The following is an 11,856-nucleotide window of genomic DNA, read 5'->3' as shown; positions in this document are numbered from 1 at the left end:
TATGCAAGCCGTGGAACGTCTTGTCCACGGAATCGAGGCGGTGGTCCGGCTGTTTGGCTTGATCGCTGCCTGGATTTGCGTGGTGCTGGTTGCCCTGGTCGCGGGCGATGTGGTCATGCGCTACCTGTTCAGCATTGGCGCCGTCTGGCTCCAGGAGCTGCAGTGGCACTTGATTTCCCCCATCGCCCTGTTCGGCATGTCGTACCTGCTGTTCGTGGGCGAACAGGTGCGGGTGGATGTGTTTTACGAGCGCTTCCCGGTCGCGGTACAGCGCACCATCGAAGTGATCGGCGGCCTGCTGCTATTGGTCATGGGGCTCTACATCGCCTGGCTGACCCTGCCTTGGGTAGAGCAATCATATCTGCGTAACGAAACCTCACCCAACCCAGGCGGCCTGCCCTTCCGCTGGCTGCTCAAATCGCTCATCCCTCTGGGGTTTCTTCTGTTGGCACTGCAAGGCCTGGCCCACGCACTGCGCCAGGGGTTGGCCCTTCCAAGCCGAGGTGAATAACGCATGTCTCCTAATGAGTGGCTAGCGATCGGCATGATCGTCGCCTTTTTCGTACTACTGCTGATCGGTATTCCGGTGGCCATCAGCATCGCCGTCACGGCCTTCGTGTTTGGCTACCTGGGGTTTGGCCCCATGCTGTTCAACCTGCTGCCCTCGCGCATCTACGGCGTGGTCACCAACTACACCTTCATGGCCATCCCCCTGTTCGTGTTCATGGGGGTCATGCTGGAGAAGTCGAAGCTGGCCGAAGAGCTGATCGACGTGGTCGGTCACCTGTTCGGGGGACTCTCCGGCGGCATGGGGGTGGCCATCATCTTCGTGGGCGTACTGCTGGGCGCTGCCACGGGTATCGTCGGGGCGACCATCGTCACGCTGGGCCTGTTGACACTCCCCACCCTGCTGCGCCGTGGCTACCCTAAAACCCTGGCCACCGGCATGATTTGTGCGTCGGGCACGCTGGGTCAAATCATCCCCCCGAGCCTGGTGCTGATTCTGCTGGCGGAGATCCTCGGTGAATCCGTGGGCACCATGTTCGCAGCGGCCATGGTGCCGGGGCTGGCCCTGGCCGGGATCTATATTCTGGCGATTCTGGTGCTGGCCAGGCTCTACCCCAACATGATGCCGCCCATTCCCGCCGAAGAGCGTGCGCTGCTCAGCAAAAAGCAGCTATTGTTCAAGGTGGCTACCGTGGTGGGGCCGCCGGTGGGGCTGGTGTTTGCCGTGCTGGGTTCGATCATCGGCGGAATTGCCGCCCCCACCGAAGCCGCTGCCATGGGGGCACTCGGGGCGCTGGTCTTCGTCGCGTGCTCTGGGCGGCTCACGGTGGCTCTGCTGAGCGAGGTCGCCAAGGCCACGCTGGTCATTTCTGCCATGGTCTTCTTCATTCTGATCAGCGCTCAGGTCTTTGGCCTGGCCTTCCGTGGGCTGGGTGGCGAGCATCTCGTGGGCCGCATGTTCGACTGGGTCCCCGGGGGCGAGCTCGGCGCGCTGCTGTTCATGCTGCTGCTGATGTTCGTGCTTGGTTTCTTCCTGGAATGGATAGAAATTACCTATATTGCCCTGCCGCTGTTTTTGCCCTTCTTCGTGCAAATGGGCATCGATATGGTATGGCTGGGCATTCTGGTGGGCCTGGTGTTGCAAACCTCGTTTCTCACGCCACCGTTTGGCTGGTCGCTGTTTTTCCTCAAGGGCGTGGCCCCCAAGGAGGTTTCGACCCTCGATATCTACAAAGGCGCGCTGCCCTTCATTGGCCTGCAATTCCTGGCCGTGGCGCTGGTCTTCGCCTTCCCGGCCATTGCCACCTGGCTACCCGACGCCATTGGCTGGTAGCCCTTGATAACAGTACCCCTTGATAACAGTAGCTCTTAATAACAGTAGTCCTTAATAACAAAGGATAACGTCATGCTTCATACACAACGTAGTTACGGCGGCAGCTGTGTTGCCCCCCACCACCTGGCTGCCAGTGCCGGTCGCGATGTGCTCAAACAAGGCGGCAATGCGGTAGAAGCCATGGTGGCCGCCGCAGCGGCCATCGCCGTGGTCTACCCGCACATGAACGCGCTGGGTGGCGACGGTTTCTGGCTGATTCACGAACCAGGCAAGCCGCCCATTGCCATCGATGCCTGCGGGCCAGCCGCCGCGCTGGCCAGCGCCGATTTTTACGCTGGCGAATCACACATCCCGGAACGCGGCCCCCAGGCAGCCCTGACCATGGCGGGCACCATCGGCGGTTGGCAGGAAGCGCTCAACGTGGCCGCCCAGTGGGGCTCGGCGCTGCCGCTGACGACCCTGCTGGCCGATGCCATTCGCCATGCCGACGACGGCGTGGCGGTTTCCCAAAGCCAGGAGGCGCTGACCGCCAAGCACCTTGCCCGGCTCGGCCAAAGCCCCGGCTTCAACGAAGCCTTCCTGCTCGATGGCAAGGTCCCCCGAGAAGGCGAGCGGCTGCGCCAGCCGCGCCTGGCCCGAACCCTCGAACGTCTGGCCAGTGCAGGGCTGGATGACTTCTACCGTGGCGAACTGGCCGCCAGCATGGCCCAGGACCTGGCCGCGCTGGGCAGCCCGCTGCGGTTGGAGGATTTCCACGCCTATCGCGCCCAGCAGGTCACGCCGCTGCAGGTACAGCTGCAGGACGCGACACTCTACAACCTGCCCGCCCCGACCCAGGGCATGGCCTCGCTGATGATTCTGGGCATCTACGAACGCCTCAAGGCTGCCGAGCCCAACCGCTTCGAGCATCTGCACGGCTTGATCGAGGCCACCAAACGCGCCTTCATGCTGCGCGATAGCCACGTCACCGACCCCCAGCGGGTGCCTGCCCCCCTCCAGTCGCTGCTAAGCGCCGAACGCCTGGCCGAAGAAGCCGCCGCCATTGACCCGGCCAGCGCCCTGCCCTGGCCCCATGAGCCCGCGCCGGGCGACACCATCTGGATGGGCACCGTGGATAGCCAGGGCCGCTCGGTGAGCTTCATTCAGAGCATCTACTGGGAGTTCGGCAGTGGCGTCGTGCTGCCGGAAAGCGGCGTGCTCTGGCAAAACCGAGGCATCAGTTTTTCACTCGACCCCAATCATCTGCGCGGCCTGGCCCCGGGGCGCAAGCCGTTTCACACCCTCAATCCGGCGTTGGCCCTGTTCGAAGACGGGCGCACCATGGTGTACGGCACCATGGGCGGCGAAGGCCAGCCACAAACCCAGGCCGCGGTGTTCTCCCGCTACGCACTACATGGCATGCCACTGCAGCAGGCGGTTACCGCGCCACGCTGGCTATTGGGGCGCACCTGGGGCGAGACCAGCACCAACTTGAAGCTGGAAGCGCGTTTCGACGATGCCCTGGTGACCGCCCTCGCCACGGCGGGCCACGATGTAGAAGTACTGCCCGAGGCCTTCAGCGACACCATGGGCCATGCCGGTGGCATCGTACGCCACCCGGATGGCCTGATCGAAAGCGCCCATGACCCCCGCAGCAACGGCGGTGCCGCCAGCGTTTAGGCCGGGTACTGGCGCTATCGCCCACTTTCGCACATGCTGAACCTGAGCAGGGCTACCGTTGTCACTGGCATAGCGTCAGGCACAACGGTGGTATACTGCCTGCCCAATAAGCCTCTGCTTATCAGCAACCGGAGGGAGAGGAGAGCCCCATGGCGAAAATAGCGAAATCCCCTGAAGAGTGGCGCCAACAGTTGACCCCGGAGCAGTACCGCGTCGCCCGGGAGAAGGGTACCGAGCGTCCGTTTACCGGTGACTATCAAGTGAGCGATGCCCAAGGCATCTACCACTGCGTCTGCTGTCATGCGCCGCTGTTCGAGAACGAACACAAGTTCGATGCAGGCTGTGGCTGGCCAAGCTTCGACCGGCCACTGGGCATCCGCTGCGTGGAAGAGCATCGCGATACTTCCCACGGCATGATTCGCACCGAAGTAGTGTGTTCCCACTGTGATGCCCACCTGGGGCACGTGTTTCCCGACGGTCCCCCGCAAACGACGGGCCTGCGCTACTGCATCAACTCGGTCTCTTTGGAGTTTCACCCCGACGAATAATTGATCCCAAACGAAGCGCAGCAAGGCGGGCACCATCTGTTAGAATGGCGGCCCGCTTTTTTATGCCGAATGTTAGTGCTTGCAGGAGATCCCCATGCTCGGCTGGTTCCCAGGACATATGAACAAGGCCCGCCGCCAGATCAAGGACGCGCTGCCGGAAATCGACGTCGTGATCGAAGTGCTCGATGCGCGACTCCCCTACTCCAGCGCCAACCCGATGCTGGCCGAGCTGACCCGCCACAAGCCGGTCCTCAAGATTCTGTCGCGTGCCGACCTGGCCGACCCCGCGCGTACCGACGAGTGGGTCGCGTTTTTCGATGCCCAGGCCGACACACGGGCGCTGGCCATCACCACCACCAACACCCGGGAACTGAAGCGCATTCCCCGGCTCTGCCATGAGCTGGCCGGTGCGGTGCGTGCCGACCGTGATGTTCGTGTGATGGTCATGGGGATTCCCAACGTCGGCAAATCGACGCTGATCAACGGCCTGGCAGGACGCAAGATCGCCAAGACCGGTAACGAGCCCGCCGTGACCAAGCGCCAGCAAAAGGTACGCATCGATGGCCGCGTGGCGCTGATCGACACCCCAGGCGTGCTGTGGCCCAAAATCGAGGATCAGGCCAGTGCCTACCGGCTGGCGGCCAGCGGTGCCATTCGCGACACGGCCATCGAGTATACCGATGTGGCCATGGTGGCCTGTGCCGAACTCGCCAGACGCTACCCCGACGAGCTGACGGCCCGCTACAAGCTCAAGGCGCTGCCCCGCTATGAAGCCCCTGCCACCCCTCAAACAGAAGTCGATGCCGATGGCCCCCAAAAGCCCGACTTTCTGGCCATTGCCGGGTTCGATGGCCACGCCATCCTCACCGAGATTGCCAGCAAGCGCGGTGGTTTGCGCCCTGGCGGCTCCGTGGACCTGCACCGGGGCGCCGAAGTGCTGCTGCATGAACTGCGCGACGGCAAGGTGGGCAGGCTGACGCTGGAAACCCCCGAGGACATTCCACCGCCCGTGGAGCAAATCGACCAAGACAGCTCGCCATCAAGCAACGCATAATGGGCGAATAATCAGTCACTCCCACGGCAATGGACACTTTTGGATAACGCACCCCATGGACACCGCGCAGCCTAACGAATCACACACGCTCAAGAAGTCCCATAAACTGCACAATGTCTGCTATGACATTCGCGGCCCGGTTCTCGACCATGCCAAGCGCCTGGAAGAGGAAGGCCAGCGGATTCTCAAGCTCAACATTGGCAATCCGGCCCCCTTTGGTTTCGAGGCACCGGAAGAGATTCTCCAGGACGTCATGCGCAACCTGCCCACCGCCCAGGGCTACTGTGATTCGAAAGGGCTCTACTCTGCGCGCAAGGCCATCATGCAGGAGTGCCAGCGCAAGCAGATCCCCGGCGTCGGTATCGAAGATATCTATATCGGCAACGGCGTGTCCGAGCTGATCGTCATGGCCATGCAGGCGCTGCTCAACGATGGCGATGAAGTACTGATCCCGGCACCGGACTACCCGCTATGGACCGCTGCTGCCCACCTGTCGGGCGGCCACGGCGTTCACTATCTGTGCGACGAGCAGGCCGACTGGGCGCCGGACATGGCCGACATTCGTGCCAAGGTCACCAGCCGTACCCGGGCCATCGTCATCATCAACCCCAACAACCCCACCGGGGCAGTGTACTCTCCGGAAGTGGTGCGGGAAGTCCTCGAGATCGCCAAACAGCACAATCTGGTGGTATTCTCCGACGAGATCTACGACAAGATTCTCTACGACGGGGTCGAGCACACAGCCACGGGGGCGCTGGCCGACGACGATCAACTGGTCATCACCATGAACGGGCTTTCCAAGAGCTACCGCTGCGCTGGTTTTCGCTCCGGCTGGATGACCATTTCCGGCACGCTGGCCAAACAGCGGGCCAAGGATTTCATTCAGGGCCTGACCATGCTGGCCTCCATGCGGCTGTGCGCCAACGTACCTGCCCAGCACGCCATTCAAACGGCGCTGGGCGGCTACCAGTCCATCAATGACCTGATCCTGCCTGGCGGGCGCCTGCTGGCGCAGCGGGACATCACCATCGAGAAGCTCAACGCCATTCCCGGTGTCTCCTGCGTAACACCCAAAGGGGCGCTCTACGCGTTTCCGCGCCTGGACCCCAAGGTCTTCAATATCAAGAATGACCAGCAGCTGGTGCTGGACCTGTTATTGCAAGAAAAGATCCTGCTGGTGCAAGGCACGGCCTTCAACTGGCCAGACCCGGACCACGTGCGCATCGTGACGCTGCCCTGGGCCGACCAGCTGGGCGACGCGCTGGATCGCTTTGCCAATTTCCTGTCACGCTATCGGCAGTAGTTATTTCAGTCTTCATGTCCGTCGCTACAGCATTAAAAACAGCTACTTGAAACTGTAGCGACGGGCACGCATCTAAGCCATATTCCAGCAAGACCCCGCTATAAACCTGAAGGGAGAAACCCACCCATGATGCGAATTATGCTGTTTCTGGCGACCAACCTCGCCGTCGTACTGGTGGCCAGCTTTACGCTGCGCCTGTTCGGCGTCGAGGGCTATCTGCGCAGCCAGGGAATCAACTTCACTGGCCTGCTGCTGTTCTGCTTCATCGTCGGCATGGCGGGCTCGATCATCTCGCTGTTCATGTCCAAATGGCTGGCCAAGCGCTCCACGGGCACGGTGATCATCGAAACGCCCTCCAATGCCACCGAAAAGTGGCTGGTGGACACCGTGGCCGAGCTTTCCCGTGAAGCCGGGATCAAGACCCCCGAAGTGGGCATTTTCCCGGCCCAGCAGTCCAATGCGTTTGCTACCGGCTGGAACAAGAACGACTCGCTGGTAGCCGTCTCGGCGGGCCTGCTCAACCGCATGCGCCCCGAAGAGGTCCGCGCGGTACTGGCCCACGAGATTGGCCACGTGGCCAACGGTGACATGGTCACCCTGGCGCTGATCCAGGGCGTGGTGAACACCTTCGTGATGTTCTTTGCCCGTGCCGTCGCCCACCTGATCGACACCTTCCTGAAAAGCCGCAGCGACGGTGAAGGCGGTCTGGGCTTCATGGGTTATTTTGCGGTGGTCATGATTGCCGAGATCGTGTTTGGCATCATTGCGTCGGCCATCGTGGCGTGGTTCTCGCGCTACCGCGAATACCGCGCCGACGAAGCGGGTGCACGCCTGGCGGGCACCGGCGCCATGGTCAACGCCCTGGCACGCCTGAAGGCCGAAACCGAAATGCCCGACCAGATGCCCGACCAGATGCGCGCCATGGCCATCACCAAAGGCCAGACCCGCTCGCTGATGGAGCGCATGTTCGCCAGCCACCCACCGCTGGACGACCGCATTCGCGCCCTGAAAGAAGCCGCCTACCGTCAGTGATGCTAACCGTCACTTAACGGCAGACGCCACCATAAGGCCCGCATCGCGGGCCTTATGCGTTTTGTGTCCAGCTCTTTTCAGCCGAGCTGCACCTGAAAACCGGCAGCTTCCAAAGGCGCACACAGTGGCCGAGCATCTTCTTTCAACAGCACACTCAGCGTGGCAAACTCGCGACGCAGCGGGTAATGGGCGCGGCAGTGATCGAACCCCTTGGCAACCCCTTGCTGCATCACGTTACGCTGCAGCGTGTCGTGGTCACGGCGCACGTCATACACCGCTCGGATACATAGCCGCAGCGCCTCTTCAACGGGCAGTGCCTGTGAGAGGGTCAGCGAGGCCAGCGCCGGGGGCGGACACAAGTCACTGAATGCCAGGTCTGAGGGGCGGCCTTCATGTGCCGCCAGCGCCTGCTGAATCATCCAGGTGCCGCGCAGCTTACCGTCCAGGCTATGGCCGGCAATGTGCGGGGTTGCCAGGGCCACCAGATCCCTCAGGCTGGCATCGATGCCCGGCTCGTCTTCCCACACATCGAGAATGGCGGTGATGTCGCCCTTGCCTGCCAGGCGGCTGCGCAGTGCCAGTCCATCGATGCAGTCCCCGCGCCCGGCGTTGACCAGTACCGTTTGCGGGGCCAGTTCCTGGAGCCGCTCGGCGTTCAACACATGGTGCGTCGCGTGGGGGCCGTGCTTGACCAGCGGTGTATGCAGGCAAATGACATCGCATTGCTCGATCAAGGTATCCAGGGCCACGAAGCCCTCAGGCCCTTCCTGCTCGGCGCGGGGCGGGTCACATACCAGCACTTCCATGCCCAGCGCACTCAGCCGCGTCAGCAAGCGGCTGCCGACGTTACCGGCCCCGACGACTCCCACACGGCGCGACAGCAGCGGCCACCCTTCCCGCTCGCTCACGGTCAACAGGCTGCTCAGCACATAGTCCACCACAGCGTCGGCATTGCAGCCAGGCGCACTGGCAAACCCGATGCCCTGGGCTGAGAGGTAGTTCAAGTCGATATGATCGGTGCCGATGGTGCAGGTGCCGACGAAGGCAACACGGCTGTTGGCCAGCAAGGCCTCATCGACCCGGGTGATGGAGCGCACGATGAGCGCGTCGGCATCGGCCACGTCGGCCGTGCGAATCTCGCGCCCGGGCAGGCGGTGCAAGGTGCCCAGCCCACCAAAGCACGCGTCGGCGGCGGGAATGTTGGCATCGATGACAAGTTTCATAGGCGTTTTGATTTCCGGGCTTTACAATACGCCCGCAACGGCTTGCTGTACAGGCGTGAACATGATGGCGTTAAGGAGATGGGTGTGATCGTACGCTGGGAAACCGACCATGACTATGTGTTGGTGCACATTCACCAGGATATGTTCGGCGACTGGATTTTCAGCCGCGCCTGGGGGCAGATCGGCACCCAGTTTGGCGGGCTGAAACACCAGTTGGCCGACACCTTGGCGCAGGCACAGATGTGGCTGGAGGACGAGTCCACCATCCAGACCTCCCGAGGCTTTCGCAAGGTACTGGAAGCCGCCGACCACACCCCCGAAGGCCAGGAGGCCATGCGCCAGCTGTCGCTGCTGGATGTGCTGTAGGCACGCCTACCCAAGAAACCGACGCCCATTACGCTGGTGCGCCCCTACCGGGGGCGTCGGGGCTGGCGGGTTGGTCAGGGCCGCCAGCGCCGCTTCGTCCAGCCAGCCTCGCTGCTCCAGCCATTGGCTCAGCCGCGCCAGGTCGAAGCCACGGTCCAGCTCTTCCCCCTGCTCATCCAGCAACACCGGTATACGCACGCCGTAGCGCTCGACCAGCGCGTCGTCTTCGCTGATTTCGATGCGCCGCAAGTCCACTGGCTGGTTGGCCAGGGTGGTCACCAGCGCTTCGAGTTGAGCGCACAGGTGGCAGCCCAGAGTGGTGTAGATGGAGAGTTTAATCATCGGCTCGGCTCTTGATCAAAAAGACGTGATGCAGGTTGGTACGACGCTGGAAATCCGGGTCGAAGGTGCGCGCGGTGATCTCCTCCACTGCGTAGCGCTGCACCAGCGCGTCGTCCAGTTTGAAACGCCGCTGGTTATTCGAGAACACCAGCACGCCACCCGGCGCCAGACGCGCCATGGCCAGCTCGACCAGCCTTGGGTGATCCCGCTGGATATCCAGCGTATCGCGCATCTTCTTGGAGTTCGAGAACGTCGGCGGGTCCATGAAGATCAGGTCGAAATCGGCATTGGCCGTTTCCAGCCAGCGGAAGCAGTCGTCCCTGACCACCCGGTGCCGCCGGTGATCCAGCAGGTTCAGGCTGAAGTTGTCTCTGGCCCACTCCAGGTAGGTGTTGGACATGTCGACGCTGACGCTGTCGCTGGCCCCGCCTAACGCGGCCTGTACGGTGGCCGTGGCGGTGTAGCAGAACAGGTTCAGGAAGCGCTTGCCGCTGGCCATGTCGCCCAGCATACGCCGCACGGGGCGGTGGTCGAGAAACAGCCCGGTGTCCAGGTAGTCGCGCAGGTTGACCCACAGCCGCGCACTCCCCTCACGCACTTCGAAACGCTCGCCGCTGGCATCGCGCTTCTGGTACTGGGCGGCGCCGGTTTGCCGCTCACGACGCTTCACGTAAATCTTGCCGGGGTCCACGTCCAGCGCCTCAGGCAGCACTTCCAGCGCGTCGAACAGCCGCTTTTGTGCCTGAGCAGGGTTCACGGAGCCCGGCGCGGCATACTCCTGCACGTGAACGCGGTCGCCATAGCGGTCGATGGCCAGCGCATACTCCGGCATATCGGCATCGTAGAGGCGATAGCAGGTTTCACCGCTCTGCTTGAGCCACTTTTTCAGGCGTTTCTGATTCTTTGCCAAGCGATTGGCAAACATCTGGGCATTTTCCGACACCGCTGGCTTGGCAGGCCGTTCCGGCGCCAGGGCCTCTGTCGTGGCGGAATCGCTGGGCACGGCAGACTCCTTGGCTGCGCCGATCTGCATCATCAGCAGCTTGGCATCCAGCGCACCATTCTTCAGCGCATACTGCTTATGGGCGCGCAGCCCCAGGCGATGCCCCAGGTCGGGATTGCCGGTGAACAGCGCCAGCATCCAGCCGGGGAACAACGCCTTGGCCTTTTCCCCAAGCTGGGCATAGAGCCTGACCAGTTCCGGCAATTCGCCCAAACGCTCGCCGTAGGGCGGGTTGGTGATCAACAGGCCCTGCTCGGCGGTGAGGTCGACGGGGCGAGTGAGCTGAGCCAGACTTTGGCCATGCAGGCTGATCAGCGCAGGAATGCCCGCGCGCATAGCGTTCGACTTGGCGGCACTCAGCGCTGCAGGGCTTTGGTCAAAGCCGATCAGTGGGTTCCTGCAGCGCTTGCGGCCAATCGACGCCCGCGCTTCGGCTTCGCGCTTGAGCTCACTCCAGAGCGCAGGCTCATGCCCCGCCCAGCCATGAAAGCCGAAACGCTCACGGTTGAGGTTGGGGGCCTGGTCGGCGGCCATCAATGCGGCCTCGATCAGCAGGGTGCCAGCCCCGCACAAAGGGTCCAGCAAAGGCTCGCCAGCCTTGGCGCGCTCGGGCCAGCCTGCACGTACCAGCAAGGCAGCGGCCAGGTTCTCCTTGAGCGGCGCATGCCCGACGTCACGCCGGTAGCCGCGCCGATGAAGGCTCTCGCCGGAGAGGTCGATACCCAGGCTCAGGTTGGCGCGATGCAGGTGCGCATAAAGGCGCAGGTCTGGCGTTTTGGTATCCACATTGGGGCGCTCCTGCCCCGAGAGCTGTAGCGAGTCCACCACCCCGTCCTTGACGGTTTGCGCGCCAAACCGGGTGTGGCGAATGTGCTCACTGCGGCCATGAAAATCCACCGCCAGGGTGCGTCCTGGTGCCAAATGCTGACGCCAGGCAATGCGTGCCACCACATCGCGCACCTGCTCGGCGGTCTCGATCATGCTTTCCCGGGCCAGCAGCAGAATGACGCGGTTGGCTAGTCGCGACCACAGGCAGACCCGATAGACCGTGGTCTGGTCGGCAGTGAAATAGACACCGGCCACGGTGGTTTTACCAGGCTCGGCGCCCAGCGCTTGCAGCTCGTCTGCCAGCAGGCCTTCGATGCCTTTGGGGCAGGTGGCCAGCAGATTCAAAGAGGGTGTTTGGCTCAGCTCGGTCATGTTCTTCGCCGCGCGTCACCGCGCGATATTCCTGTATATGTCAAATGAGTTTACGTCTTATGACAATTTGATGGTCGACAAGTGACCCCATGATGGTCTATCAATAAAAGGGTAGCTACTAAAAACGCATGCGTTTCTTGTCTGGGTCATTACTGTGCACTTCCGCAAGGAGACTCCTGTAACGACCCACGGCTTGTCGAGTCGGCGGCTTTACCTGTTCAGCACGTGAGTACTAGACACCAAGGTACTGGCGAAGACTCTCTCTTGGACTTGAAGTCACCTCTCG

At 62.5% G+C, this 11,856-nt stretch carries 11 protein-coding genes; 8 read left to right on the top strand and 3 right to left on the bottom strand.

All coding sequences use genetic code 11. The annotated features are described in order from the left end of the window. Position 1: 1 nt before the first annotated feature. The 7 genes from RVM27_RS14665 to htpX all read left to right on the top strand — a co-directional run bounded on the left by RVM27_RS14665 (position 2) and on the right by htpX (position 7,436). The gene (locus RVM27_RS14665; RefSeq protein ID WP_026001778.1) at positions 2-511 is read left to right on the top strand and encodes a TRAP transporter small permease subunit; all 510 of its coding nucleotides are present in this window, start codon (positions 2-4) and stop codon (positions 509-511) included. Positions 512-514: 3 nt separating this feature from the next. Continuing rightward, a complete protein-coding gene (locus RVM27_RS14660; RefSeq protein WP_039176169.1) occupies positions 515-1,840 on the top strand; it encodes a TRAP transporter large permease in 1,326 nt (441 codons plus the stop codon). Between the two features lie 72 nt (positions 1,841-1,912). Next, on the top strand, positions 1,913-3,499 hold the full coding sequence (locus RVM27_RS14655; RefSeq protein WP_498938358.1) for a gamma-glutamyltransferase family protein: 1,587 nt from the start codon (positions 1,913-1,915) through the stop codon (positions 3,497-3,499). A gap of 149 nt (positions 3,500-3,648) precedes the next feature. Continuing rightward, complete coding sequence (msrB, locus tag RVM27_RS14650) at positions 3,649-4,047, top strand: peptide-methionine (R)-S-oxide reductase MsrB (RefSeq protein WP_016914471.1); 399 nt, start codon at positions 3,649-3,651, stop codon at positions 4,045-4,047. A 94-nt stretch (positions 4,048-4,141) separates the two neighbouring features. Continuing rightward, the gene (gene ylqF / locus RVM27_RS14645; protein ID WP_498938360.1) at positions 4,142-5,101 is read left to right on the top strand and encodes a YlqF/YawG family GTPase; all 960 of its coding nucleotides are present in this window, start codon (positions 4,142-4,144) and stop codon (positions 5,099-5,101) included. Positions 5,102-5,156: 55 nt separating this feature from the next. After that, complete coding sequence (locus tag RVM27_RS14640) at positions 5,157-6,404, top strand: pyridoxal phosphate-dependent aminotransferase (protein ID WP_081137517.1); 1,248 nt, start codon at positions 5,157-5,159, stop codon at positions 6,402-6,404. A gap of 126 nt (positions 6,405-6,530) precedes the next feature. Further along, positions 6,531-7,436, top strand: coding sequence for a protease HtpX (gene htpX / locus RVM27_RS14635; RefSeq protein ID WP_039176182.1), 906 nt, complete (start codon positions 6,531-6,533; stop codon positions 7,434-7,436). Positions 7,437-7,513: 77 nt separating this feature from the next. On the opposite strand, the gene pdxB is transcribed toward htpX, so the two are convergent. Next, positions 7,514-8,659: a 4-phosphoerythronate dehydrogenase gene (gene pdxB / locus RVM27_RS14630; protein WP_498938363.1), complete on the bottom strand. Its 1,146-nt coding sequence runs from the start codon at positions 8,657-8,659 to the stop codon at positions 7,514-7,516. An 84-nt stretch (positions 8,660-8,743) separates the two neighbouring features. Here pdxB and RVM27_RS14625 point away from each other — a divergent pair, with 84 nt between their 5' ends. Beyond that, a complete protein-coding gene (locus RVM27_RS14625; protein ID WP_039176935.1) occupies positions 8,744-9,025 on the top strand; it encodes a hypothetical protein in 282 nt (93 codons plus the stop codon). Positions 9,026-9,031: 6 nt separating this feature from the next. Here RVM27_RS14625 and RVM27_RS14620 read toward each other — a convergent pair whose 3' ends face one another. Continuing rightward, the gene (locus tag RVM27_RS14620) at positions 9,032-9,367 is read right to left on the bottom strand and encodes a glutaredoxin family protein (RefSeq protein ID WP_081195615.1); all 336 of its coding nucleotides are present in this window, start codon (positions 9,365-9,367) and stop codon (positions 9,032-9,034) included. Further along, positions 9,360-11,570 carry a 23S rRNA (guanine(2445)-N(2))/(guanine(2069)-N(7))-methyltransferase gene (rlmKL, locus tag RVM27_RS14615; protein WP_498956893.1) on the bottom strand — a complete coding sequence of 737 codons (2,211 nt, stop codon included), beginning with the start codon at positions 11,568-11,570 and terminating at the stop codon, positions 9,360-9,362. Before rlmKL ends, RVM27_RS14620 begins: the two co-directional genes overlap by 8 nt. Positions 11,571-11,856: the final 286 nt, after the last annotated feature.

This window comes from Halomonas sp. KM007 (assembly GCF_050709225.1).
In the GTDB taxonomy this organism is placed as follows: Bacteria; Pseudomonadota; Gammaproteobacteria; order Pseudomonadales; family Halomonadaceae; genus Vreelandella; species Vreelandella hamiltonii.
This window is presented reverse-complemented; position numbering and strand designations above follow the sequence as displayed.